The organism is Pseudomonas sp. NKUCC02_KPG (assembly GCF_019345465.1).
Lineage (GTDB): Bacteria > Pseudomonadota > Gammaproteobacteria > Pseudomonadales > Pseudomonadaceae > Aquipseudomonas.
On record NZ_JAHKRC010000005.1, the window covers coordinates 209298 to 235120 of the forward strand.

The following is a 25823-nucleotide window of genomic DNA, read 5'->3' on the forward strand; positions in this document are numbered from 1 at the left end:
GCCACGTCAGGAAGCTCGCATGCAAACTTTCTTTATCGCTCCCACCGACTTTGGTGTGGGTCTGACCTCTATTAGCCTGGGCCTGGTTCGCACCCTGGAGCGCGCCGGGTTGAAAGTCGGGTTTTTCAAGCCCATTGCCCAGCCGCATCCGGGTGACTTCGGCCCTGAACGTTCCACCGAGCTGATCGCCCGCACCCACGGCCTCAAGCCGCCGACACCACTGGGTCTGGCCCATGTCGAACGCATGCTCGGTGACGGCCAGCTGGATGAGCTGCTCGAAGAGATCATCAACCTCTATCAACAGGCTGCCATCGGCAAGGACGTACTGATCGTAGAAGGCATGGTGCCCACCCGTACCGCCAGCTACGCGGCTCGGGTCAACTTGCACCTGGCCAAGAGCCTGGATGCCGAAGTGATTCTGGTCTCGGCCCCTGAAAACGAAGTGCTGACCGAACTTTCCGGACGGGTGGAGTTACAGGCGCAGCTGTTTGGCGGGCCCAAGGACCCTAAAGTACTCGGTGTGATCCTCAACAAGGTACGCACCGACGAAAGCATGGAAGCCTTCTCGGCACGCCTCAAAGAGCATTCCCCATTGCTGCGCAGTGGTGATTTCAAGCTACTGGGCTGCATTCCGTATCAACCCGAACTCAACGCCCCGCGCACCCGCGATGTAGCCGAACTGCTCGGCGCCCAGGTGCTCAATGCCGGGGACTATGAAACCCGGCGCATGTCGAAAATCATCCTGTGCGCCCGCACGGTACTCAACACCCTGCAACTGCTCAAACCGGGCGTGCTGGTCGTCACCCCCGGCGATCGCGACGACATCATCCTGGCCGTCAGCCTGGCCGCGATGAATGGCGTTCCGCTGGCGGGCCTGCTGCTGACCAGCGACACCCAGCCCGATCCGCGCCTGATGGAGCTTTGCCGGGGTGCGTTGCAGGCCGGGCTGCCAGTACTGTCGGTGAGCACGGGGTCCTACGACACCGCCAACCGCCTCAATGGCCTGAACAAGGAAATCCCGATCGATGACCGCGAACGTGCGGAAATCATCACCGACTTTGTTGCCAGCCATCTGGACGCCCACTGGCTGCATCAACGCTGCGGCACGCCACGGGAAATGCGCCTGACCCCTGCCGTCTTCCGCTATCAACTGATCCAGCGCGCCCAGCAGGCCAAAAAGCGCATCGTTTTGCCCGAAGGCAGCGAGCCCCTGACCGTACAGGCGGCAGCTATTTGTCAGGCTCGCGGCATCGCCCGCTGCGTATTGCTGGCCAAGCCCGAAGAAGTCCACGCGGTCGCCAAGGCCCACGGTTTCGAACTGCCCGAGGGTCTGGAAATTCTCGACCCGGACCTGATTCGCGCCCGGTACGTCGAACCGATGGTGGCCCTGCGCAAGACCAAGAGCATCAACGCGCCGATGGCCGAGCAGCAGCTGGAAGACCCGGTAGTGATTGGCACCATGATGCTGGCACTGGACGAGGTCGACGGGCTGGTTTCAGGGGTTATCCACTCCACCGCCAACACCATCCGGCCTGCCCTGCAGTTGATCAAGACGGCACCGGGCTGCACGCTGGTATCGTCGGTGTTCTTCATGCTGTTCCCCGAGCAGGTGCTGGTGTACGGCGACTGCGTGATGAACCCGCACCCGAGCGCCTCTGAACTGGCGGAAATCGCCCTGCAAAGCGCCGACTCTGCCGCGGCGTTCGGCATCACCCCGCGGGTGGCCATGATCAGCTATTCCAGCGGCGAATCGGCCAGCGGTGAAGAGGTCGAAAAAGTCCGCGAAGCCACCTTGCTGGCCCACGAAGCCCAGCACTCACTGCTGATCGACGGCCCGCTGCAATACGATGCCGCCGCCAACGAGGTAGTTGCCAGGCAACTGGCCCCCAACAGCCAGGTGGCAGGCCGAGCCACCGTTTTTGTGTTCCCGGACCTGAACACCGGCAATACGACTCACAAAGCCGTGCAACGCAGCGCCGATTGCGTCAGCCTCGGGCCAATGCTGCAAGGCCTGCGCAAGCCGGTGAACGATCTGCCACGCGGCGCTCAAGTGGACGATATCGTCTACACCATCGCCCTCACGGCCATTCAAGCCGCCAACCGACCTATGGATATTTAAATGTTGGACTTCTTGCCTGCACCGCTACGCGGCGTCATTGCTTCGCTGCTGCTGGCGATCAACACCATCGTGTGTTGCACGCCGCTGTTCATCGTCGCGATTTTCAAGCTGTGTCTGCCCTTTGCGGCAGCTCAACGGGTGACCGATGAATTGATGCGCCGTATCCACGAAGCCTGGATCGCCAACAACAATCGCTGGATGGACTTGCTGCGCAAGACCCGCTGGCATATCAAGGGCCTTGAGGGGCTGGACTATGAGCACTCGTATCTGGTGACCAGCAACCACCAGAGCTGGGTCGACATCATGGTGCTGCAATACGTGCTCAACAAACGCATCCGCCCGCTCAAATTCTTCCTCAAGCAGGAGCTGATCTGGGTGCCGGTCATTGGCCTGGCATGGTGGGCGCTGGGCTTTCCGTTCATGAAACGCTACTCCAAGGCCTACCTGGCCAAGCACCCGGAGAAAAAAGGCGCGGATCTGGCGACCACACGTAAAACCTGCGCCAAGTTCAAAAACCAGTCCGTGGGGATCTTCAACTTCGTCGAGGGCACGCGCTTTACAGAAGCCAAGCACGCGCAGCAGAACTCGCCGTTCCGCTACCTGCTCAAGCCCAAGGCCGGAGGCATCGCCTTTGTGCTGGATGCAATGGGCGAACAGCTGCAGTCCATCATCAACGTGACCATCCACTATCCGGGCGGGCGTCCAGGGTATTGGGACTTGCTGTGCGGCAATGTGAAAGACGTGGTCGTGGTGTTTGAAGAGCTGAATATCCCGGCTGAGTTTCTGGGTAAAAACTACGATCAGGACCCCGAGTACCGGCTGGCATTCCAAGGCTGGATCAACCAGTTGTGGGAAGACAAGGACCGGCTGCTGGAGGAGTTGCATCGCGAGTTTCCCAACACCTGACGATTCAACCCTGTAGTCGCTGCCGAGGTCCGAAGGCTGCGATAGGGATCGAAGAGCCCGTACAACCTCAGTCCCGAATGGATCTGAAACACCGGGGTGGCTTATTTACGACGGCTTCGCCGCCGATCGCAGCCTTCGTACCTCGTCAGCGGCTACAGGTAGTGGATAACCGCACCCAATAAAAAGCCCGCCACCGATCTCTCGGTGGCGGGCTTTTTAGTGCGGCTTAAATCGCGCCGCGTTGGCGCAACAGGTCGAGCACCAGTTTGACGCTCTCTTCCAGGGACAGCGATTGCGTGTCGACCACAAGGTCGGCATTCAACGGCACGTCGTACGGGAAGGATTCACCCGGGATGTTGTCACCACCCGCTGCATACAGCCCTTGCGGGTCACGCTCGGCGCACACGGCCGGGGATGCCTGAACATAAACGGTCACCAGACGGTCGCTGCCAATCAGCGCCTTGGCCTGTTCACGGCCTTCAGCGTCCGGGGCCACGAAGGCGGCCAGTGTCAGCAGGCCTGCTTCGTTGAACTGGCGCGCCACGTGAGCAGCACGACGCCAGTTTTCAGTACGTCCGGCACGGTCCTGTGGCAGACCCTTGTTCAGGTCATGGCGCAGGTTCTGGCCATCCAGCACGAATACCGCACGTCCCATATCGAACAACTTGCGTTCAACCGCATAGGCCAAGGTGCTTTTGCCGGCACCCGACAGCCCGCTGAACAACACGGTGGCCGGTTGCTGGCCAAAACGCTGGGCACGTTCTTCAACAGCCACATGGGCCAGTTTGCCGTGATGAGTTGCGCTGCCATGACTCAACGGCTGGGCAACGATCATGCCTGCACCCACGGTGCCGTTGGTCAGGCGGTCGATGATGATGAACGAGCCGGTCGTGCGGTTGCTGTCATAACCATCCAGCGCAATCGGCGCGTCGAGGCTGATTTTGACCTTGCCGATTTCGTTCAGCTGCAAAGCACTGGCCGGACCTTCTTCCAGGGTGTTCACATCGACTTTGTTGACGATGCTGGCAACCGAACCCGGTACGTAGCTGGTAGCGCGCTTGATGTCGTACTTCTTGCCCGGCAACATCGGCTCTTCAGCCATCCACACCAGCATGGCTTCGAAGTTGTCAGTCACCAGCGGCACGTTGTCGGCATGCACCAACAAGTCGCCACGGGAGATGTCGATCTCGTCTTCCATGGTCAGGGTAACTGCCTGACCGGGGCCTGCGTGCTCCAGTTCACCTTCAAAAGTGACGATGGATTTGACGCGGCTGCTCTTGCCCGACGGCAACACGACGATTTCATCGCCCTTGTGCACGATGCCGCTGGCCAGGGTGCCGGCAAAACCACGGAAGTTGAGGTTCGGACGGTTCACGTACTGCACCGGGAAGCGCAGGTCAGTGAGGTTGCGGTCGGCCGCCACTTCCACGGTTTCAAGGATTTCCATCAGCGACTGACCGGTGTACCACGGCGAGCGCTCGGACTTGTTCACCACGTTGTCGCCTTTAAGGGCAGACATCGGCACAAAGTGCAGGCTGGTCGGCTTGAGCTTCAAGCCCTCGGCAAACTTCAGGTAGTCGGCCTTGATCGACTCGAACACACCTTCATCAAAACCCTTGAGGTCCATCTTGTTGATGGCCACGACGATATGCTTGATGCCCAGCAACGAGGCAATGAAGCTGTGGCGACGGGTCTGGGTCTGCACGCCGTAACGGGCATCGACCAGAATGATCGCCAGGTCACAGGTGGACGCACCGGTGGCCATGTTGCGGGTGTACTGCTCATGGCCTGGGGTGTCGGCAATGATGAATTTGCGCTTGGCGGTAGAGAAATAGCGATACGCCACGTCAATGGTGATGCCCTGCTCGCGCTCGGCTTGCAGACCGTCAACCAGCAGTGCCAGGTCGATATCGTCGCCCGTGGTGCCACTTTTTTTCGAGTCGCGGGTAATGGCTTCCAGATGGTCTTCGTAGATCATCTTGGAGTCGTGCAGCAGGCGCCCGATCAGGGTGCTCTTGCCGTCGTCGACGTTGCCGCAGGTCAGGAAGCGCAACATCTCTTTGCGCTCGTGCTGGCCCAGGTAGGCGAGGATGTCCTCGCTGATCAAATCAGATACATGCGACATGACAACCCCTTAGAAATAACCTTGACGTTTTTTATCTTCCATTGAGCCTGCGCCATCGTGATCGATGACTCGGCCCTGGCGCTCGGAAGTTCGCGTCAGGAGCATTTCCTGGATGATGTCGGTCAGGGTTTCAGCCTCTGACTCCACCGCGCCGGTCAGCGGGTAGCATCCCAGAGTACGGAAGCGGACCTTTTTCTTGACGATGCGAGCCTTGTCTTCGTCAGACAGGTGCTCAAGGATACGGTCGTCGTCGATCATGATCAGCGTGCCGTTCTTCTCGATGACGTCGCGCTCGGCCGCAAAGTACAGCGGCACAATCGGGATGCCCTCAAGGTAGATGTACTGCCAGATGTCCAGCTCGGTCCAGTTCGACAACGGGAACACACGAATGGATTCGCCCTTGTTGACGTTGCCGTTGTAGACGTTCCACAACTCGGGGCGCTGGTTTTTCGGATCCCAGCGGTGCTTGCTGTCACGGAAGGAATAGACGCGCTCTTTGGCACGGGATTTTTCTTCGTCGCGACGGGCACCACCAAAGGCGGCATCGAAGCCGTATTTGTCCAGAGCCTGCTTCAGGCCCTCGGTTTTCATGATGTCGGTGTGCTTGGCACTGCCGTGGGTGAAGGGGTTGATCCCTTGAGCCACGCCGTCAGGGTTGACGTGAGTGATCAGGTCCAGGCCCAGCTCGGCAACCATCTTGTCGCGAAAGCTGTACATCTCCTGGAATTTCCACTGGGTGTCGACATGCATCACCGGAAACGGCAGCTTGCCTGGGAAAAACGCCTTGCGTGCAAGGTGCAGCATCACGGCGGAATCTTTACCGATCGAGTACAGCATCACCGGGTTATCGAACTCGGCGGCCACCTCGCGGATGATGTGGATGCTTTCCGCCTCCAGCTGTTTCAGGTGCGTCAGTTTGTCGACCATGGCTACTCACGAAAGCTATCTTATGAACGGCCTGCGGGCCGTGTTCGAGGGTCGAATGCTAGCACAGCGTCCTCTTCTATAGATGACCCCAACTAGATCGAAACGGTCTAAGAATAGACCCCGGAGTTTGGGCGATTACTCCATGTGGGAGCGGGCTGGATTCCAATAATCAGATCGGATTCGGGCAATCGATAAACAGGTGTTCCAAAGCAAAGCGCCGCGCCAGGTAGTCACCCAATGCCTGCACGCCATAGCGTTCGGTAGCATGGTGCCCCGCGGCAATGAAGCTGATGTCGTTTTCCCGGGCACTATGGAAAGTCTGCTCCGAAGCTTCGCCACTCAGGTACAGATCAACGCCCGCCAGCACCGCCTGATCGATATAGCCTTGCCCGCCACCGGTACACCAACCCACGCGGCGGATCATTTCACTGCCTTCAATCAGCAGCGGCTCGCGCCCAAGCGCCTCTTGAACACGGCGTGCAAAATCACGGGCGGTCACAGGCTCGGCCAGAGAGCCCACCAACCCCACCACTTTCGAATTGCCAGGATCAAGCGGGCCTTCGACGGTGATGTCCAGCTGCCGCGCCAATTGCACGTTGTTGCCCACCTCGGGATGCAGGTCCAGTGGCAAGTGATAGGCCAGCAGGCTGATGTCGTGCTTGAGCAGCGTCTTGAGGCGACGTTGCTTCATCCCGGTCACGCAGGGATCTTCACCCTTCCAGAAGTAACCATGATGCACCAGCACCAGATCGGCCTGGGCCTCGACTGCAGCATCCAGCAGTGCCTGGCTGGCGGTCACGCCACTGACGATGCGCATCACCTGGGGGCGACCTTCGACCTGCAGGCCATTGGGGCAGTAATCATTGATGGTGGCGCAATTGAGGTAACGATTTGCTTCTTCTACCAGCGTGCTCAGGGCGACAGCCATAAAAGACTCCTAAATATAGCGTTCAGAGCCGGGCGGCCCTCGTATAATGGCGCCATTATGGGCCGTCAGAATGGCTCTGCAACCTTCAGGACTGAGTTCAATGTTTAAGGCTTTGCGTTTTTTTGGCTGGCCATTGCTGGCTGGCGTGCTTATCGCTTTGCTGATTATTCAGCGTTACCCGCAATGGGTTGGACTGCCGAGCCTGGACGTCAATCTGCAACAAGCCCCGCAAACCAGTTACATGCAGCAAGGACCGGTGACCTATGCCGACGCGGTAGTGCGTGCCGCGCCTGCCGTAGCCAACCTGTACACCACCAAAGTGGTGAACAAAAACGCCAGGCCCTTGTTCGAAGACCCGCAGTTCCGGCATTTTTTCGGCAACAACGAGCCCAAGCAAAAACGTATGGAGTCCAGCCTGGGTTCGGCGGTTCTGATGAGTCCCGAAGGCTATTTGCTGACCAATAACCACGTGGTCGCAGGGGCCGACCAGATTGTGGTGGCGCTGAAGGACGGTCGTGAAACACACGCCAGGGTCATTGGCAGCGACCCGGAAACTGATCTCGCGGTGCTAAAGATTGACCTCAAGAATCTGCCGGCAATCACCATCGGCCGCTCGGACACCTTGCGTATCGGTGATATCGCCCTGGCGATTGGCAACCCGTTCGGCGTGGGTCAAACCACCACAATGGGCATCATCAGTGCCACAGGCCGCAACCAGTTGGGCCTGAACAACTACGAAGACTTTATCCAGACCGATGCCGCGATCAACCCGGGCAACTCGGGCGGCGCACTGGTAGATGCCAACGGCAACCTGACCGGCATTAACACCGCGATTTTTTCCAAGTCAGGCGGTTCGCAAGGCATCGGCTTCGCGATCCCGATCAATCTGGCGATGGAGGTCATGAAGTCGATTATCGAGCACGGCCAGGTCATTCGCGGCTGGCTGGGGATTGAGGTTCAACCCTTGACCCAGGAACTGGCCGAGTCGTTTGGTCTCAGTGGACGCCCTGGAATTGTTGTCGCGGGCATTTTCCGTGGGGGTCCGGCGCAAAAAGCCGGTCTTGAACTGGGAGACGTGATTCTGAGCATCGATGGCGAGCCTGCCAGCGATGGGCGCCGCTCAATGAATCAGGTGGCGCGGATCAAGCCTTCGGACAAGATCACGATCCAGGTCATGCGTAACGGCAAAGAGCTTAAGCTCACCGCCGAGGTGGGCCTGCGACCGCCACAGGAACAGCCGCCGCAGCAGGAAGAATAAGTAACGCGCCCTCACCACCTGATGTGGGAGCGGGCTTGCTCGCGATGGTATCGCCGCGGTTTGCCTGAACTACCGCGGCGCCTGCATCGCGAGCAAGCCCGCTCCCACAAGAGCCGCGGTCAACCTCTATTCGATATCCGACAACCCTTCAATCAACGCCGCATTCTGCTCCGGCGTACCGATGCTGATGCGCAAGAACTGGGCAATGCGCAATTGCTTGAAGTGGCGCACGATCACGCCCTGCCCCCGCAACTTGGCCGCCAGCGCCGCCGCATCGTGTTCCGGATGACGGGCAAAGATAAAGTTCGCCGCCGACGGCAGCACTTCAAAACCCAGTGCCTGCAACTGCCCTACCACGTGTTCGCGACTGTCGATTACCTGCTTGCAGGTGTGCTCGAAGTATTCACGGTCGGCAAACGCAGCCGCAGCGCCCGCAATGGCGATACGGTCCAGCGGGTAGGAGTTGAAGCTGTTCTTGATCCGTTCCAGCGCTTCGATCAGATCCGGGTGGCCCACTGCCAACCCGACCCGCAAGCCGGCCAGGGAGCGCGATTTGGACAGGGTCTGAGTCACCAGCAGGTTCGGGTAGCGATCCACCAGGCTGATGGCCGTCTCGCCACCAAAGTCGATGTACGCTTCATCCACGACAACCACTGAATCAGAGCTGGCCTTGAGGATCTGCTCGATGGCCTCCAGCGCCAAAAGACAGCCGGTCGGGGCATTCGGGTTCGGGAAGATGATCCCGCCATTAGGCCTGGCATAGTCCGCAGGCTGGATCTGGAACTGCTCATCCAGAGGCACGGCGTCAAATTCGATGCCGTACAAACCGCAGTAAACCGGATAGAAGCTGTAGCTGATATCCGGGAACAGCAGCGGCTTGTCGTGCTGGAACAGGCCATTGAATACATGGGCCAGGACTTCGTCCGAACCGTTGCCCAGAAACACCTGGGCAGTCTGTACACCGTAGTACTCGGCCACCGCCTGCTTGAGCAGGTCGCTGTTCGGGTCAGGGTACAAACGCAGGTTGTCGTTGATCTCGGCCTGCATCGCCGCCAGGGCCTTGGGCGAAGGCCCATAAGGGTTTTCGTTGGTGTTGAGCTTGACCAGCTTGGTCAGCTTCGGCTGCTCACCCGGCACGTAAGGCACCAGATCCTTGACGAATGGACTCCAGAATTTGCTCATGTTTATTGCCCCTTGTCGTCGGCGATGATGCGGTATTCGGCACTGCGGGCGTGACCGGTCAGCGACTCACCACGGGCGAGAATCGATGCGGTCTTGCCCAGGTCGGAAGCACCCTGCTCGGAGCAGAAGATGATCGAGGAGCGCTTCTGGAAGTCATACACCCCCAGCGGCGACGAAAAACGTGCCGTGCCGGAAGTTGGCAATACGTGGTTGGGGCCCGCGCAGTAATCACCCAGGGCTTCAGACGTGTGTCGGCCCATGAAGATCGCGCCAGCGTGACGGATCTGCGGCAGCCAGGCTTGCGGGTCAGCCACCGACAACTCCAGGTGCTCCGGAGCAATGCGATTGGCAACGTCGATGGCTTGCTGCATGTCATTCACCAGAATCAGTGCGCCACGGCCATTGATCGACGTTTCGATGATGTCGGCCCGCTCCATGGTCGGCAACAACTTGGCAATGCTCGCCGCGACCTTGTCGAGGAACTCGGCGTCGGGGCTGACCAGAATCGCCTGTGCGTCTTCATCGTGCTCGGCCTGGGAAAACAGGTCCATGGCAATCCAGTCCGGATCGGTCAGGCCATCGCACACCACCAGAATTTCCGAAGGGCCGGCGATCATGTCGATGCCCACCTGACCGAACACGTGGCGCTTGGCGGTGGCGACATAGATGTTGCCCGGGCCGACCACTTTGTCGACTTTCGGAACGCTTTCTGTGCCGTAGGCCAGTGCCGCAACGGCCTGTGCACCGCCGATGGTGAACACTCGGTCAACGCCCGCAATGCAGGCGGCAGCCAGCACCAGCTCATTGATTTCGCCACGAGGGGTCGGCACCACCATGACCACTTCGGTAACGCCTGCGACCTTGGCCGGAATGGCGTTCATCAACACCGATGACGGGTAAGAGGCTTTGCCGCCCGGTACATACAAGCCTGCACGGTCCAGTGGCGTGACTTTCTGGCCCAGCACCGTGCCGTCGGCTTCGGTGTAGCTCCAGGAGTCCTGCTTCTGTTTTTCGTGATAGCTGCGCACACGCTGTGCGGCTTTTTCCAGCGCTTCACGTTGCGGCGCGGTGATACGGGTCAGGGCCAGCTCCAGGCGCTCGCGGGGCAGGATCAAGTCGGCCATCGAGTTGACGCTCAGCCCGTCAAAGCGCTGGGTGAACTCAACCAGTGCAGCATCGCCACGCTCACGCACGGCTTTGATGATGTCGAGCACACGCTGGTTGACCGAGTCGTCAGACACACTTTCCCAGCTCAGCAGATGATCCAGATGCTGCGCGAAATCCGGGTCAGCAGCGTTGAGTCGGCGAATTGCAGTGGGAGCGGTCATAGCGAGGGCCTCGGTATTGGGCGAATGCTTAGAATGAATGATGTTACACAGTGAAGGCAGCAAGACTACCAAGCCATCCGCGCAGGTCGCTGAAATTTCTGGCTATTACACGGATAGATGGGCGCGACTCAAGGTCGCGCAGGTGAGTCAGCCGCGGTGTCGCGATTCCACTGCCTTGCGCAGGGTATCGATCAGGGCTTGAATACGGGCGTGCTGCATTTTCATCGAAGCCTTGTTAACCACCAGACGGGAGCTGATGGCGGCAATGAATTCCTGAGGTTCCAGGCCATTGGCGCGCAAGGTGTTGCCGGTGTCGACCACGTCGATGATCTTGTCGGCCAGGCCAATCAGCGGCGCCAGCTCCATCGAGCCGTACAGCTTGATGATGTCGACCTGACGGCCTTGCTCGGCGTAGTAGCGCTTGGCGACATTCACGAACTTGGTGGCAACACGCAGGCGGCCTTTAGGCTCGGGAACACCAATGGCACCGGCAGTCATCAGCTTGCACTGGGCAATCTGAAGGTCCAGCGGCTCGTAAAGGCCCTGGCCGCCGTACTCCATCAGCACGTCTTTACCCGCGACACCGAGGTCTGCCGCGCCATGTTCAACGTACGTCGGCACGTCGGTGGCGCGTACGATCAGCAGACGTACATCGGGTTGGGTAGTCGGAATGATCAGCTTGCGGCTTTTGTCCGGATTCTCGGTCGGCACAATGCCCGCTTCAGCGAGAAGCGGCAGGGTGTCGTCAAGGATACGGCCCTTGGACAGTGCAATGGTCAACATGGGAAACGTAAGTCCTTATCAGGGTACTTTTTGCCCGGGCGCAATCGGCGCCGGACAAGCATCGAGCCTGATATCAGGCTCGACTTGAACGATTCGAGGCCAGGTAAGGTAACGCTTGCAAGCCGTTACGTCACCTGGCGGCTGGACACTATCCCTGTGCCCATGATGCCAAACAACAAAAAACTAGCCCGGAACGCGGCGAATTTTGGCGCCCAGCATTTGCAGTTTTTCTTCGATGCACTCGTAACCACGGTCTATGTGGTAGATGCGGTCGATCAGGGTATCGCCTTCAGCGACCAGAGCCGAAATAACCAGGCTGGCCGAAGCACGCAGGTCGGTAGCCATGACTGGCGCACCCTTGAGGGTTTCAGTACCGGTGACGATGGCAGTGTTGCCTTCGACCTGGATCTTGGCGCCCATGCGGTGCAGTTCGTACACGTGCATGAAGCGGTTTTCGAAGATGGTCTCGATCACTGCGCCCGTGCCTTCGGCAATGGCGTTCAGGGAGATGAACTGCGCCTGCATGTCAGTCGGGAACGCCGGGTACGGAGCCGTACGCACGTTCACCGCTTTAGGACGCTTGCCGTGCATGTTCAGCTCGATCCAGTCTTCACCGGTAGTGACTTCGGCGCCCGCTTCCTTGAGTTTTTCAAGAACGGCTTCGAGGATGGTCGGATCGGTGTCCTTGACCTTCACACGGCCGCCAGTCACGGCAGCGGCTACCAGGTAGGTACCGGTCTCGATACGGTCCGGCATCACGCGGTAGGTCGCGGTGTGCAACTCTTTGACGCCATCAATGGTGATGGTGTCCGTGCCTGCACCGCTGACCTTGGCGCCCATGGCGTTCAGGAAGTTGGCCAGGTCGACGACTTCAGGCTCGCGTGCAGAGTTCTGCAAAACGCTGCGGCCATTGGCCAGAGCGGCGGCCATCATGATGTTTTCAGTACCGGTCACGCTGACGGTATCGAAGAAGAAGTTGGCACCGCGCAAGCCGCCTTCCGGAGCCTTGGCCTTGATGTAGCCACCTTCCACGTCGATCACTGCGCCCATGGCTTCAAGGCCGCGGATGTGCAGGTCAACCGGACGCGAACCAATGGCGCAACCACCAGGCAAGGCCACTTCGGCATAACCGAAACGCGCAACCATCGGGCCCAGAACCAGGATCGAGGCACGCATGGTTTTAACCAGTTCGTACGGTGCGACCAGGGTTTTGATGGTGTTCGGGTTGATTTCGACGCTCAGCTTTTCATCGATCACCGGCTCAATGCCCATGCGACCGAACAGCTCGATCATGGTGGTGATGTCATGCAAGTGCGGCAGGTTGGCTACAGTGACCGGGCCATTGCACAGCAAGGTCGCTGCCAGAATCGGCAGGGCGGAGTTCTTCGCCCCGGAAATGCGGATTTCGCCATCTAGACGAACGCCGCCGGTAATAATCAATTTATCCATAACAATCTCGACGCCAATGGGCTCAGGGGGCTCAGGTGCGCTCGGCCCAGGCCGCGCTGCTGAAGAATTTCATAGTGACCGCATGGATGCTGCCATCAGCGATCCACGGGTTCAAATGGGCATAGATGCTTTGTTGACGTTTGACCGGGCTCAAGGCCACCAGTTCGTCACTAATCACGTTCAGCTGAAAGTTGCAGCCTTCGCCCTCAACTTCTACCTGGGTTCCAGGCAGCTTTCCCTCAAGAAAGCTCTTCACTTCTACGGCCTGCATGCTCAACCTCAATCGGCGCCTAACGCGCGCGGGTCGGCCATCATACAAAAAAGCCCCGCGCCTGCGAACCCCGTATAACAGGACTCTGACGGGGGGACTTTTCTATACGTGGCTATTAATGATGTGCCAGCAATTCGGTCAAGCCCGAGACCTGGGCGATTTCGCGCATGTCTTCGGGCATGTCACGAATGCTCAATGGCTTGTTCAGGGCTTGCGCATCACGGATGTAACACAGCAACAGCGACAAACCGACGCTGCTGGATTTGGTGACACCCGAGCAGTCAACGACCAACGCCTTGGCCAGAGCTTTTTTGATCAGTGCCTGACCTTCAGTGCGCAAGCGGGGGCCGGTCTGATAATCGAGTACGCCACTGAGGCGCAACTCGCTCTCGCCGGCCAGGGTTACAGCCGCTTCACTCATTGGCCTGCAGCCTTGGGCGAAGCTGCATCGGTCGTTTCCTTGGCCTTGGCTACTTCGCCAGCCCAGTTATCGATGGTTTTATCCAGGTTGTTGCCGTTGCGCTGCATGGCGTCGGCGAACTGATCACGGAACAGCTTGCCGATGTTGATGCCGTTAATGATCACGTTACGCACTTTCCACTCGCCGTTAACCTTGTTGAGGGTATAGGACAGCGGGTAAATCGCCCCGTTATCACCCTTGACGGTCATATCGACGCTGGTGCGATCGCCGCTTTCATCCTTGGCCGGGGCAACGGTGATGCCCTGGTTTTTGAACTCAAGCAAGGCATTGCCATAGAACTGCATCAGGCTGCGCTTGAAGTTCTCTTGAAAGCGCTGCATTTGCTCAGGACTCGCACTACGGGAGTACTTCACGGTCATGATGCTTTTCGAAATACCGTCGGCATCCACCACCGGCCCGACAATACCGTTCAGGGCATCGTAGAACTTGCTCGGGTTTTGCTTGTACTGCTCTTTATTGGCAGCCAGGTCAGCCAGCAACCGGGTGGTTGTGTCTGAAACGATGTCGTGAGCAGACTGCCCCGGCGCAGCATTTGCCACCAGAGGGAGGGCTGCAGCCATAATTACCAACAGGCCACGGCGCAAGAGAGAAATCATCTTAAAGCTCCTTATTTGGCGTCTTTGCTAACGGTATTGAGCAGGAATTTACCGATCAGGTCTTCAAGGACCAGCGACGACTGAGTGTCGTGAATGGTGCCACCGTCCTTGAGCACAGTGTCTTCACCACCCACGCTTAGACCGATGTATTTCTCGCCCAGCAGACCCGCTGTGAGAATAGACGCAGTCGAATCGGTCGGCAGATTATCCACAGCTTTTTCGAGCTGCAGGGTGACACGGGCCATGTAGTTGTCACGGTCCAGGTCAATCGCCGTAACCTTGCCGATGGTCACGCCCGCCATGGTGACTTTGGCGCGCACGGTGAGGCCGGCAATGTTGTCAAAATTGGCGTACAGCTTGTAGGTGTCAGTGCTGGCGGTCGGGGACAGTCCGCTGACCCGCAGGGCAAGCAGAAGCAAAGCCAGGATGCCAGCCAGCAGGAACAGGCCGACACCGATTTCCATGGTGCGGTTTTGCATCAGAAATCTCCAAACATCAAGGCAGTCAAAATGAAGTCCAGCCCGAGGACTGCCAGAGAGGCATACACCACGGTCTTGGTAGTGGCACGGCTGATCCCCTCTGATGTGGGCTCACAGTCATAACCTTGAAACACGGCAATCCAGGTCACCACGAAAGCAAAGACGATACTTTTGATGATCCCGTTAAGTACGTCACCACTGAAGGTCACGCTATTTTGCATATTGGCCCAGTAGGAACCGTCATAGACACCCAGCCAGTCCACTGCAACCCACGAACCGCCCCAGATGCCGACCACACTGAAAATCATCGCCAGCACAGGCAGGGAAATAAAACCGGCCCATAACCGCGGCGCGATAATGTATTTGAGTGGGTCGACCCCAATCATTTCCAGGCTGGACAGCTGCTCTGTCGATTTCATGTTGCCGATTTCAGCGGTCAAGGCAGAACCCGCGCGACCGGCGAACAGCAAGGCAGTCACCACCGGCCCCAATTCGCGCAACAGGGTGAGGGCCACCATCTGCCCAACCGCCTGCTCGGAACCATAGCTGGACAGAATGCTGAAGCCTTGCAGCGCCAGCACCATGCCGATGAATATGCCGGACACCACGATAATGACCAGCGACATGACGCCAACGGAGTGCAGCTGCTTGATCAGCAGCCCGAAACCGCCGCCGATACCGCCTCGCCCCAGCAGTGCATGAAACAGGAAAATCGTCGAACGCCCCAGCACCGCGACGATGTCGATCCCGGCTCGGCCAAACAAACCGATACGGTCCATTAATGAATGTCTGCGCATCAGCGCTTCCCCAGTAGATCGGTTCGGTAGTCCGACGCCGGAAAGTGAAACGGAACCGGGCCATCCGGATCGCCGGTCATGAACTGGCGAATGCGCGGGTTATCGGCGTTCATCAACTCTTCAGGCGTACCCTGCCCCAGCACCTGACCGTCACCGACTACATAGAGATAGTCAGCGATGCTCGCGGTTTCAGCCAGGTCGTGAGACACCACAATACTGGTGATGCCCAGCGCATCGTTAAGCAGGCGAATCAGCCGCACCAGCACTCCCATTGCGATGGGATCCTGGCCCACGAAGGGTTCGTCATACATCAGGATTTGCGGATCCAGGGCAATCGCCCGCGCCAGGGCCACCCGACGCTTCATGCCGCCGGACAACTCGTCGGGCATCAAATCGATAGCCCCGCGCAAGCCCACCGCCTGCAATTTCAGCAGCACGATGTCACGAATCATTTCTTCAGGCAGCTGGGTATGCACCCGCAGCGGGAAGGCAACGTTCTCGAACACATCCAGATCGGTGAACAATGCACCACTCTGGAACAACACCCCCATGTGCTTGCGGGCATCAAACAAATCACTGCGCGACAGGGTCGGCAGGTTTTGATTGTTGACCCACACTTCGCCGCTGCTGGGACGCAGTTGCATGCCCATCAGGCGCAATAGTGTGGTTTTGCCGCAGCCCGACGGGCCCATGATTCCCGTGACCTTGCCACGGGGAATTCGAATATCGACATTATTGAAGATGCTGCGCGTGCCGCGCTTGAAGGACACTCCCTTCAGCTCGACCGCGTAGGCGTTATCGGCGCTCATCTAAACTCCTTGCGATGCAGCCTCTGCCTCTCACCCGGACACCAAACCTCTTATCAAGAAGCACGCGTTCCCTGGCGGGCCGAACTGGCGGCGAACTATACCACTGCTCATAGTGACCGCCCAAGACCGAAGGAGTGCCGGTTCAGCCTCAATACAGTGAAATAAAGCGGGTTTTTCTGTAAACACACTAAGACTTTACCTACGCAGGCAACAAAGCACTGCGATCAAGCGTGAGGGAACGTCACATAACCGCTATAATCGTTGCCTTTTCTCAGGCTACCCGACTTCAACCATGAGCCAATCCAGCGACCTGATTCAATCCGCCCAACGCACCATCCGCCTCGAACTGGAAGCCGTAGAGGGCTTGCTGACTCATATCGACGCAGATTTCGTACGCGCTTGCGAGATGATTTTGGCAAGTAAAGGCCGGGTAGTCGTGGTCGGCATGGGCAAGTCAGGGCACATAGGCAACAAAATTGCCGCCACCCTGGCCAGCACCGGCACCACGGCTTTTTTTGTTCATCCGGCAGAAGCCAGCCACGGTGACATGGGCATGATCACCCGGGATGACATCATTCTCGCGCTGTCCAATTCTGGCTCAACCGCCGAAATCGTCACCCTGTTGCCGCTGATCAAGCGCCTGGGTATCAAATTGATCAGCATGACCGGTAATCCGCAATCACCCCTGGCCAAGGCTGCCGATGTCAGCCTAGATGCAAGCGTGGCCCAGGAGGCCTGCCCGCTAAACCTGGCACCGACCTCCTCCACCACGGCAACCCTGGTGCTGGGCGATGCACTGGCCATAGCACTGCTCGAAGCCCGTGGCTTCACGGCCGAAGACTTTGCCTTCTCCCATCCGGGTGGAGCACTGGGCCGGCGTTTGCTGCTCAAGGTCGAAAACGTCATGCACTCTGGCGATGAGTTGCCGCAAGTCATGCGCGGCACCCTGCTCAAAGAAGCACTGATGGAAATGACCCACAAGGGGCTGGGCATGACTGTCGTCATCGAAGAAGACGGCCGGCTGGCCGGGATCTTCACTGACGGTGACTTGCGCCGCACCCTGGACCGCGAAATCGATATCCGCAACGCAACCATTGATGCCGTCATGACCCCGCACGGCAAAACCGCCCGGGCCGACATGCTGGCGGCCGAAGCCCTGAAGATCATGGAAGATCACAAAATCAGCGCACTGGTGGTTGTCGACAAGCAAGATCGCCCGGTTGGCGCCTTGAACATGCACGATCTGCTACGCGCAGGAGTAATGTAATGACCCAGGAACTTCTCAAACGCGGCAAAGGCATCAAGCTTGCCATTTTTGACGTTGACGGTGTCTTGACCGACGGTCGCCTGTACTTCCTCGAAGACGGCAGCGAATTCAAAACCTTCAATACCCTCGACGGCCAAGGCATCAAGATGCTGATGGCGGCCGGTGTTCAAACCGCAATCATCAGCGGCCGCAAAACCCCGGTCGTCGAGCGCCGCGCGCAAAATCTGGGCATCCCGCACCTCTATCAGGGCCGGGAGGATAAATTGGTCGTGCTGGACGAGCTTCTTGGCCAACTCAACCTAAGCTATGAACAGGTCGCCTATTTGGGCGACGATTTGCCAGACTTGCCGGTTATCCGTCGTGTCGGCCTCGGCATGGCAGTGGCCAATGCTGCAAGTTTTGTTCGCGAGCACGCCCACGGCGTTACCCAGGCACGTGGTGGCGAAGGTGCCGCCCGCGAATTCTGCGAGCTGATTCTGCGCGCCCAGGGCAGCCTGGACGCAGCCCACGCCGCCTACCTATAGAGCTTTCTATGCTGAGCAAAAAGATTCGCCAAATACTGCTGTTCGCGGTCATTGCTTCGCTGTTTGCAGCAGTTGGCTACTGGAACATCAGGCCGGAACGCTTTCTCGACGCCCCTACCGTGGCCGTGGATGAACACGCTATCGACTATTACGCCACCAACGCACGCAGCCTTCAGTTTCTGCCCGACGGCAAGTTGCAGTACGAGATGACCTCCGAGAAGCTTGAGCATTTGAAAGCTTCCGAAGTCACTCAATTGACCAACCCGAAAATGCAGCTGTATCGCGGCACGGCCTACCCGTGGGACGTGAAGAGCGAGCGCGGTGAAGTCAATCCGGACGGTACTGAAGTCGAGCTGATCGACTCGGTGCGCATAGCCCGTACCGACGAGAAAAAACGCACCACGATTATTACCAGTACCCGCATGACTGTATTCCCGCAGAAGCAATATGCGCAGACCGAGCGAGACGTTAGAATCGACGGCGCCGGCGGCGTGACTACTGGCAAGGGAATGAAAGCATATTTGAAAGACGGCAGGATGGACCTGCTGTCCAACGTAAGAGGACAGTATGAGTCTCGTTAAAACCCTCCCTTTATTGCTCAGTTTGAGCGCAGCACTGGGAAGCGTGAGCGCCTGGGCTCTGCCGAACGACAACGAGCAACCTATCCGCATTCAGGCCAACGAAGCACAACTGGATGACAAGCAAGGCATCGCCACCTACAAGGGCGATGTAATCATCACCCAGGGCTCGATGAAAATTACCGGCAATACCGTCACCATCACCCGTAACGCTGCGGGAGAAATCGACGTGGTGACTTCTGTGGGCAACCTGGCTTACTTCGAGCAGCTGCAAAAAGCCACAGACCCCAAGCCGGTTCAGGCTTACGCCGTCACCATTCAGTACCATGCGCCGCAAAATCGCATCGTGCTGATCGACAAGGCCAAGGTCATCAACGACGGCAACACCACCGAAGGCGAGAAAATCGTCTACGACACGGTGAAACAAATCGCCAGCGCCGGTCGCGCCAATGGTAGCCAGGTCACAGCACCTCGCCCACGCATCGACATGGTGATCCAGCCCAAGAAGAAAACCGACCCGCAGAAGGCCCAGTAATGGCAACTCTGAAAGCCCAGCATCTGGCCAAAAGCTACAAGGGCCGTCAGGTAGTACGTGATGTCAGCCTGTCGATCGACAGCGGGCAAATCGTGGGTTTGCTCGGCCCTAACGGCGCGGGCAAGACCACGTGCTTCTACATGATTGTCGGCCTGGTGCATGCCGACCAGGGTCGCGTCCTGATCGACGACCTGGACGTCAGCCATGAGCCCATGCACGGCCGCGCACGCGCCGGTATTGGCTACTTGCCGCAGGAAGCCTCGATTTTCCGCAAGCTGTCTGTCGCGGATAACATCATGGCCATCCTCGAAACACGCAAGGAACTCGACAAGGCCAGTCGGCGCAAAGAGCTGGAAAGCCTGCTGCAGGAGTTCCACATCAACCACATCCGCGACAACCTGGGCATGAGCCTGTCGGGTGGTGAACGTCGCCGGGTAGAAATTGCCCGTGCCCTGGCCACTGCGCCAAAGTTCATCCTGCTCGACGAACCTTTTGCCGGGGTTGACCCGATTTCGGTGGGCGACATCAAGCAAATCATTCACCACCTCAAGGCCAAAGGCATTGGCGTGCTGATCACCGATCACAACGTTCGCGAAACCCTCGACATCTGCGAAACCGCTTATATCGTTAACGACGGCCAACTGATCGCCGAAGGTGATGCAGAAACGATTCTGGCCAACAAGTTGGTGAGAGAAGTTTACCTGGGCCATGAGTTCCGCCTGTAAATCCAGGCATGTCGCGTGTTGTCAGAGCACCAGAGGCAGCAAAAAGTCCCCATGATTTTTATTGCCCGGGCGCTCTCAATTGGTTTACTCCCCCTGCGTGGAAACTAATTGAGAACGCCCCCTAGGCAAACGCACCGGTTTCAGGCATATAATTTGCTTAAGTTTGGCGCTCGCGCGCCCTGTAGTGGATGGCGCCATGTGCGCCGGCGAATAAGGTGTTAAGCCCCTGCCATGAAACCATCGCTAGTCCTGAGAATGGGCCAGCAGCTGACGATGACACCTCAGCTGCAACAGGCCATCCGCCTGCTCCAATTGTCGACCCTCGACCTGCAACAGGAAATCCAGGAAGCCCTGGAGTCCAATCCGATGCTCGAACGCCAGGAAGAAGGCGACGACTTCGACAATGCAGACCCCTTGGCCGACAACATCGAGCAAAAACCCAATTCCGACGTTCAGGAGCCCACCTACCAGGAGCCCGCTCAGACGGTAGACAACCTGGAAGACGGCGACTGGGGCGACCGCATCCCCAATGAGCTGCCTGTGGACACTGCCTGGGAAGACGTCTACCAGACCAGCGCCAGCAGCCTGCCAAGCAACGATGATGACGAGTGGGACTTCACCACCCGCACCTCTGCCGGCGAGAGCCTGCAAAGCCACCTGCTGTGGCAGTTGAACCTTGCGCCGATGTCCGACACCGACCGACTGATCGGTGTGACCCTCATCGACTGCATCAATAACCAGGGCTACCTGGACGAAACCCTCGAGGAAATTCTCGAAGCGTTCGATCCGGAACTGGATATCGAGCTCGACGAAATCGAAGCCGTACTGCACCGCATCCAGCAATTCGAACCTTCCGGCATTGGTGCGCGCAACCTGGGCGAGTGCCTGCTCCTGCAATTGCGCCAGCTCCCGGCCAAGACACCTTGGCTGAACGAAGCCAAACGTCTGGTCACGGATTACATCGACCTGCTGGGCGCGCGCGACTACAGCCAGCTCATGCGCCGCATGAAGCTCAAAGAGGACGAACTGCGCCAGGTCATCGAACTGGTGCAAAGCCTCAATCCGCGCCCGGGCTCGCAAATCGAGTCCAGCGAAGCCGAATATGTCGTGCCGGACGTGATCGTTCGCAAGGACAACGAACGCTGGCTGGTGGAGCTCAACCAGGAGTCCGTGCCACGTCTGCGGGTAAACCCGCAATACGCAGGTTTCGTGCGTCGCGCCGACACCAGCGCCGACAACACCTTTATGCGCAACCAGCTGCAAGAAGCACGCTGGTTTATCAAAAGCCTGCAGAGCCGCAACGAAACCCTGATGAAAGTGGCGACCCAGATCGTCGAGCATCAGCGCGGATTTCTGGAATATGGCGACGAGGCCATGAAGCCACTGGTACTGCACGACATCGCAGAAGCCGTGGGCATGCACGAGTCAACCATTTCGCGGGTTACCACGCAGAAATTCATGCATACCCCGCGCGGTATCTATGAGCTGAAGTACTTTTTCTCCAGCCACGTCAGCACCTCTGAAGGCGGCGAATGCTCCTCCACTGCGATCCGTGCCATCATCAAAAAACTGGTTGCAGCTGAAAATCAGAAAAAGCCGTTGAGTGACAGCAAGATCGCTGGTTTACTGGAGGCACAAGGTATTCAGGTAGCCCGTCGCACCGTCGCCAAGTACCGCGAATCCCTCGGGATAGCGCCTTCGAGCGAACGCAAGCGTTTGATGTAAGCCACGGACCCCGGCGTTTCAGTGGCAGGCTGCTCGGCCTGCCGCTTTATGCAATGGCATCAAAGGAGAAACTGTATGCAAGTCAACATCAGTGGACACCAACTGGAAGTCACCGAACCGCTACGCGCTTACATCGGCGAAAAACTCGACCGACTTGAGCGTCATTTCGACAAGATTACCAACGTACAGGTAACGATGGCGGTCGAAAAACTGAAACAGAAAATCGAAGCCACCTTGCACATCCATGGAGGAGAAGTCGTTGCCAACGCCGAGCATGACGACATGTATGCCGCCATTGATCTGCTCACTGACAAGCTTGATCGCCAACTGAAAAAGCATAAGGAAAAGACCCAAAGCCTGCTCCAGGGCGCGACCGGTCGTTAATACTCCCTACCCATGATCCGACTTGAAAGTATCCTGACCCCCGGCCGTTCCTTGGTGAACGCGCCGGGCGGCAGCAAAAAGCGCGCACTCGAACACATTGCCAACCTGATCAGCCGCGAAGTGCCTGGTCTCGAAATGCAGGATGTTTTTGAGAGCCTTATTGCCCGTGAAAAACTGGGTTCCACCGGTTTTGGTAACGGCATCGCCATACCCCATTGCCGCCTCAAGGGCTGTGAGTCGCCTGTCAGCGCCTTGCTTCACCTCGACGCCCCTATAGATTTCGACGCCATCGATGGCGCGCCGGTCGACCTGCTTTTCGTTTTGCTGGTACCAGAAGCGGCAACCGATGCACACCTGGAACTGCTCCGGCAGATTGCCAGCATGCTCGATCGTAAAGACGTGCGCGATAGACTGCGTAACGCACCCAGCAACGAAGCGTTGTATCAGGTTGTTCTGGACGTACAGAACGGTCATTAATCATGCGCTTAGTCATTGTCAGCGGACGCTCCGGCTCCGGTAAAAGCACTGCCCTCGCCGTCCTTGAAGACAACGGTTTCTATTGCATCGACAACCTTCCGGCAGGCTTGCTGCCGGAACTGGCCGAACGTGCGCTGATTCACACCGAATTGGCGCAACCCCTGGTGGCCGTGTCGATTGACGCGCGAAACCTGCCAAGCCATTTGTCACGCTTTCCCCAGTTGCTTGAAGAGGTTCGCAACCGACACATCCAGTGCGACGTGCTCTACCTGGATGCCGACGAAGAAACCCTGCTCAAGCGCTTCTCGGAAACCCGCAGGCGTCACCCGCTCAGTAGCGCAAGCCGTTCGCTTGCCGAAGCTATTCGCGATGAAACCCAGCTGCTTGGACCGATTGCCGACCTCGCTGACCTGACCATCAACACCACCAATCTGAACCTGTATCAGTTGCGTGACACCATCAAGTTGCGCCTGCTGAACAAACCTGAAGCCGGCACCGCCTTTTTGGTTGAGTCGTTTGGTTTCAAGCGCGGGATGCCAGTGGATGCCGACCTGGTCTTTGACGTACGTTGCCTGCCCAACCCGTACTGGAAACCCGAACTGCGCGAGCAATCCGGGCTGGATCAGCCGGTTGCCGATTATCTGGCAGCACAACCTGATGTCGAGGAAATGTTCCAGGACATCTCCAGCTACCTGCTGAAGTGGCTGCCACGCTTTGCCGCGAGCAATCGTGCCTATGTAACGATTGGTATTGGTTGTACGGGCGGACATCACCGCTCCGTGTACCTGACCGAACGACTGGGCAAGTGCCTGCAAGAAACTCTGAAGAACGTCCAGGTTCGCCACCGCGACCTTACTTGAAGGATCTACCCTGCGATGCCTGCACTGGAAATACAAATCATCAACAAACTGGGCTTGCACGCCCGGGCATCTGCAAAGTTCGTCGGTATCGCAGGTCAGTTTCCATGCCAGATCCGGGCAGGTCGTACACCCGAGTCAATGGTAGACGGCAAGAGCATCATGGCAATGATGATGCTCGCCGCTGGCAAAGGAACCACCATCCACCTGAAAACCGAAGGCGAGAAAGAACAGGAAGCTTTGGATGCGTTGGTCGCGCTGATCAACAACTTCTTCGATGAAGGTGAGTAGCGGCTACAGCGATCGGCTCAACCAAGCGCCGTATCCATCACCATCATCAAACAGAAACCTACACACAATCCCAGACTCGCCAGTTTTTCGTGACCATTGCGTCGAGACTCCGGGATAACCTCTTGTGTGACCACCAGTAGCATCGCCCCTGCAGCCAATGCCAACCCCAATGGCAACAACACTTCGGCCAGATTGACCAGCCACGCGCAAAGCACCGCAAACACTGGCTCGACCAAACCTGAGGCGGCACCAATCAGGAAGGCCTTGATTCGCGACATCCCTGCCCCAGCCAACACCAAGGCAATTACCAGCCCTTCCGGCACATCCTGCAGCGCAATCCCCATCGCCAGGCTATCGGCATCAGGCATTCCGCCCCCTGCCGACACCCCGACCGCCATCCCTTCAGGAATGTTGTGCGCCACAATCGCGATCACAAACAACCAGATGCGCGGTGCAATGACCGGCTCTGCGGGACGGCTGGCAAAGACTTGCGGCCCAACCCCCGACACTTTGCGATCCACCATAAACAGGCAGAATGCACCCAACAGGATGCCCACACTGATCAGGCCACTGGATGACCAGGGCGACAACCCCAGACTCTGAGCAGCCGCGATTCCCGGCACAATCAGCGAGAAAGCGGTGGCAGCCAGCATCACCCCGGCACCAAAGCCAAGCAAGGTATCGCTCACTGCAACCGGCATTTTACGAATGACCAATACCGGCACCGCGCCCAACGCGGTGCCTAATGCACAGAGCGCACCGCCTTGCAGCGCCCGCAGCAATCTGGGCTCCAGGTCCAGCCAGACCAGCCCCTTGGCCACCAGCAAGGCAGTACCCGCCAAGAGCAAAAGTGTGCCGAGGGCATAACGAAACATCCGAACACCACCGACGGCCAATATTTGCGTGCCCATAATCTGCCTGAATCCTGTTAAGTGGGCTCAGCCAATCGCGGCTTGATAACGACGCGCCACTTCCGGCCAATTAATCACGTTATAGAACGCGTTAATGTATTCCGGACGACGGTTTTGATAACGCAGGTAGTAAGCGTGCTCCCACACATCCAGCCCCAGAATCGGCGTATTGCCATTCATCAACGGACTGTCCTGGTTGCCACTGCTTTCAATCACCAGTGTTTTTTGCGGCGTCACGCTCAGCCATGCCCAGCCGCTGCCAAAACGCGTCAACGCGGCCTTGGTGAAGTTCTCCTTGAACGTCTCGAGCCCACCCAACTGCTCGTCAATTGCCTTGGCCAATGCACCTTCTGGCTTGCCCCCGCCCTTGGGGCTCATGACCTCCCAAAACAGCGAGTGGTTGGCATGCCCGCCGCCCTGGTTGATCACCGCAGCCCTTAGTTTCTCGGGTAATTGATGAACACTGACCACCAGCTTTTCTACAGGCCATTGCGCCCATTCAGTACCCTCTACCGCCGCATTGAGATTATTGATGTAGGTCTGGTGGTGCTTGGTGTAGTGAATTTCCATTGTTTGCGCATCAATATGCGGCTCGAGCGCGTCGTAGGCATAAGGCAAGGCAGGCAAGGTATAAGTCATATCAGTGTGCTCCTAAGTGATGGCCGCTAACTGTCGAAAACTCATGGCTGTTCTGAGCCACATTGCTTTTGAGTAAAAGATTGGAGCGCGGGTATTCGCCGTGCTCACTGATGAAATTCAAAAGCTCAACATAGGTTTTGCTGCTCTGACGCAACGCTGCTTCACGCAACGCCGACGACAGTCGAGCGTTCTGCATGGTTTGCAATAAACGCTGATGGATCGCACAGAGGTACTCGACGCTTTCCTCCGGCTGGTTGAGGCGCAAATGCAAATCCGCCAGGTTATGGTGCGAAATGACGCAAGCCGCCACTGCTTCGTCGGCATCACTCCATCGTTCGAACAACACTTGAGCCAACGCCAGCGCCTGCAAGTAATGCTCTCGCGCATCGACCAATTCACCCTCGGCGAAACAGCGATTGGCTCTTTCGATCGTGCGTTTCCAATGTTCCATGTGAGCCTCCAAAGCAGTGTG

The 25823-nt window shown here is 58.0% G+C and carries 29 protein-coding genes; 13 read left to right on the plus strand and 16 right to left on the minus strand.

From position 1 onward, the window contains the following. The first annotated feature begins 19 nt into the window (after window positions 1-19). Both pta and KO536_RS08900 read left to right on the plus strand, forming a co-directional pair. Complete coding sequence (gene pta / locus KO536_RS08895) at window positions 20-2119, plus strand: phosphate acetyltransferase (protein ID WP_219261676.1); 2100 nt, start codon at window positions 20-22, stop codon at window positions 2117-2119. Continuing rightward, complete coding sequence (locus KO536_RS08900) at window positions 2120-3025, plus strand: acyltransferase (protein ID WP_133076353.1); 906 nt, start codon at window positions 2120-2122, stop codon at window positions 3023-3025. Window positions 3026-3251: 226 nt separating this feature from the next. Here KO536_RS08900 and cysN read toward each other — a convergent pair whose 3' ends face one another. From cysN to KO536_RS08915, 3 genes are all read right to left on the minus strand, one after another. Then, entirely contained in the window at window positions 3252-5150 is a 1899-nt protein-coding gene (cysN, locus tag KO536_RS08905) for a sulfate adenylyltransferase subunit CysN (RefSeq protein WP_133076354.1), read from the minus strand. Between the two features lie 9 nt (window positions 5151-5159). Then, entirely contained in the window at window positions 5160-6077 is a 918-nt protein-coding gene (cysD, locus tag KO536_RS08910) for a sulfate adenylyltransferase subunit CysD (RefSeq protein ID WP_095028988.1), read from the minus strand. Window positions 6078-6246: 169 nt separating this feature from the next. Beyond that, on the minus strand, window positions 6247-7005 hold the full coding sequence (locus tag KO536_RS08915) for a Nif3-like dinuclear metal center hexameric protein (RefSeq protein WP_219261677.1): 759 nt from the start codon (window positions 7003-7005) through the stop codon (window positions 6247-6249). Window positions 7006-7105: 100 nt separating this feature from the next. On the opposite strand from KO536_RS08915, the gene algW reads away from it, so the two are divergent. Beyond that, window positions 7106-8263, plus strand: coding sequence for a Do family serine endopeptidase AlgW (gene algW, locus KO536_RS08920; protein WP_133076356.1), 1158 nt, complete (start codon window positions 7106-7108; stop codon window positions 8261-8263). 126 nt (window positions 8264-8389) lie between these two features. Here the strand turns inward: algW and hisC are convergent, their stop codons facing one another. The 10 genes from hisC to KO536_RS08970 form a co-directional block, all read right to left on the minus strand. After that, entirely contained in the window at window positions 8390-9445 is a 1056-nt protein-coding gene (gene hisC, locus KO536_RS08925) for a histidinol-phosphate transaminase (protein ID WP_219261678.1), read from the minus strand. Between the two features lie 2 nt (window positions 9446-9447). Beyond that, a complete protein-coding gene (gene hisD, locus KO536_RS08930; protein WP_133076358.1) occupies window positions 9448-10773 on the minus strand; it encodes a histidinol dehydrogenase in 1326 nt (441 codons plus the stop codon). Between the two features lie 147 nt (window positions 10774-10920). Next, window positions 10921-11556, minus strand: coding sequence for an ATP phosphoribosyltransferase (hisG, locus tag KO536_RS08935; RefSeq protein ID WP_133076359.1), 636 nt, complete (start codon window positions 11554-11556; stop codon window positions 10921-10923). A 183-nt stretch (window positions 11557-11739) separates the two neighbouring features. Then, entirely contained in the window at window positions 11740-13005 is a 1266-nt protein-coding gene (gene murA / locus KO536_RS08940; protein ID WP_133076360.1) for a UDP-N-acetylglucosamine 1-carboxyvinyltransferase, read from the minus strand. 31 nt (window positions 13006-13036) lie between these two features. Beyond that, window positions 13037-13276 (minus strand): BolA family protein, encoded by a 240-nt coding sequence (locus tag KO536_RS08945; protein ID WP_003439919.1) that lies wholly within the window; start codon window positions 13274-13276, stop codon window positions 13037-13039. A 115-nt stretch (window positions 13277-13391) separates the two neighbouring features. After that, window positions 13392-13697 carry a lipid asymmetry maintenance protein MlaB gene (locus KO536_RS08950; RefSeq protein ID WP_019825006.1) on the minus strand — a complete coding sequence of 102 codons (306 nt, stop codon included), beginning with the start codon at window positions 13695-13697 and terminating at the stop codon, window positions 13392-13394. Continuing rightward, a complete protein-coding gene (locus tag KO536_RS08955) occupies window positions 13694-14353 on the minus strand; it encodes a phospholipid-binding protein MlaC (RefSeq protein WP_133076361.1) in 660 nt (219 codons plus the stop codon). Before KO536_RS08955 ends, KO536_RS08950 begins: the two co-directional genes overlap by 4 nt. Before the next feature lie 11 nt (window positions 14354-14364). Then, entirely contained in the window at window positions 14365-14832 is a 468-nt protein-coding gene (gene mlaD, locus KO536_RS08960; protein ID WP_019825010.1) for an outer membrane lipid asymmetry maintenance protein MlaD, read from the minus strand. Continuing rightward, window positions 14832-15629 (minus strand): lipid asymmetry maintenance ABC transporter permease subunit MlaE, encoded by a 798-nt coding sequence (gene mlaE / locus KO536_RS08965; RefSeq protein ID WP_133076362.1) that lies wholly within the window; start codon window positions 15627-15629, stop codon window positions 14832-14834. The genes mlaD and mlaE overlap by 1 nt, the downstream gene beginning before the upstream one ends. Beyond that, complete coding sequence (locus KO536_RS08970; protein ID WP_046809022.1) at window positions 15629-16438, minus strand: ATP-binding cassette domain-containing protein; 810 nt, start codon at window positions 16436-16438, stop codon at window positions 15629-15631. The genes mlaE and KO536_RS08970 overlap by 1 nt, the downstream gene beginning before the upstream one ends. 292 nt (window positions 16439-16730) lie before the next feature. Between KO536_RS08970 and KO536_RS08975 the strand changes: the two genes are divergently transcribed. The 10 genes from KO536_RS08975 (at window position 16731) to KO536_RS09020 (ending at window position 23801) form a co-directional block, all read left to right on the plus strand. Beyond that, entirely contained in the window at window positions 16731-17705 is a 975-nt protein-coding gene (locus KO536_RS08975) for a KpsF/GutQ family sugar-phosphate isomerase (protein ID WP_019825016.1), read from the plus strand. Continuing rightward, window positions 17705-18229: an HAD family hydrolase gene (locus tag KO536_RS08980; RefSeq protein WP_133076363.1), complete on the plus strand. Its 525-nt coding sequence runs from the start codon at window positions 17705-17707 to the stop codon at window positions 18227-18229. The genes KO536_RS08975 and KO536_RS08980 overlap by 1 nt, the downstream gene beginning before the upstream one ends. A gap of 8 nt (window positions 18230-18237) precedes the next feature. Next, a complete protein-coding gene (gene lptC / locus KO536_RS08985; RefSeq protein ID WP_133076364.1) occupies window positions 18238-18810 on the plus strand; it encodes an LPS export ABC transporter periplasmic protein LptC in 573 nt (190 codons plus the stop codon). Continuing rightward, window positions 18797-19342, plus strand: a complete 546-nt coding sequence (gene lptA / locus KO536_RS08990) for a lipopolysaccharide transport periplasmic protein LptA (protein WP_133076365.1) — start codon at window positions 18797-18799, stop codon at window positions 19340-19342. Before lptC ends, lptA begins: the two co-directional genes overlap by 14 nt. Next, window positions 19342-20067: an LPS export ABC transporter ATP-binding protein gene (lptB, locus tag KO536_RS08995; protein ID WP_133076366.1), complete on the plus strand. Its 726-nt coding sequence runs from the start codon at window positions 19342-19344 to the stop codon at window positions 20065-20067. Before lptA ends, lptB begins: the two co-directional genes overlap by 1 nt. A 231-nt stretch (window positions 20068-20298) precedes the next feature. Then, a complete protein-coding gene (locus tag KO536_RS09000) occupies window positions 20299-21792 on the plus strand; it encodes an RNA polymerase factor sigma-54 (protein WP_133076367.1) in 1494 nt (497 codons plus the stop codon). A gap of 75 nt (window positions 21793-21867) precedes the next feature. After that, window positions 21868-22176 (plus strand): ribosome hibernation-promoting factor, HPF/YfiA family, encoded by a 309-nt coding sequence (gene hpf / locus KO536_RS09005; protein WP_016781796.1) that lies wholly within the window; start codon window positions 21868-21870, stop codon window positions 22174-22176. A gap of 12 nt (window positions 22177-22188) precedes the next feature. Beyond that, window positions 22189-22653: a PTS IIA-like nitrogen regulatory protein PtsN gene (gene ptsN / locus KO536_RS09010; RefSeq protein WP_133076368.1), complete on the plus strand. Its 465-nt coding sequence runs from the start codon at window positions 22189-22191 to the stop codon at window positions 22651-22653. Between the two features lie 2 nt (window positions 22654-22655). Beyond that, window positions 22656-23513 carry an RNase adapter RapZ gene (gene rapZ, locus KO536_RS09015; protein WP_133076369.1) on the plus strand — a complete coding sequence of 286 codons (858 nt, stop codon included), beginning with the start codon at window positions 22656-22658 and terminating at the stop codon, window positions 23511-23513. A gap of 15 nt (window positions 23514-23528) precedes the next feature. Beyond that, a complete protein-coding gene (locus KO536_RS09020; RefSeq protein ID WP_019825032.1) occupies window positions 23529-23801 on the plus strand; it encodes an HPr family phosphocarrier protein in 273 nt (90 codons plus the stop codon). 17 nt (window positions 23802-23818) lie between these two features. Here the strand turns inward: KO536_RS09020 and KO536_RS09025 are convergent, their stop codons facing one another. From KO536_RS09025 to KO536_RS09035, 3 genes are read right to left on the minus strand one after another with little or no spacing between them, the layout of a single operon-like run. Further along, window positions 23819-24712 carry a ZIP family metal transporter gene (locus tag KO536_RS09025; protein WP_133076370.1) on the minus strand — a complete coding sequence of 298 codons (894 nt, stop codon included), beginning with the start codon at window positions 24710-24712 and terminating at the stop codon, window positions 23819-23821. 27 nt (window positions 24713-24739) lie between these two features. After that, the gene (locus tag KO536_RS09030; RefSeq protein ID WP_133076371.1) at window positions 24740-25351 is read right to left on the minus strand and encodes a superoxide dismutase; all 612 of its coding nucleotides are present in this window, start codon (window positions 25349-25351) and stop codon (window positions 24740-24742) included. Window position 25352: 1 nt separating this feature from the next. Further along, complete coding sequence (locus KO536_RS09035; protein ID WP_133076372.1) at window positions 25353-25802, minus strand: hypothetical protein; 450 nt, start codon at window positions 25800-25802, stop codon at window positions 25353-25355. Window positions 25803-25823: the final 21 nt, after the last annotated feature.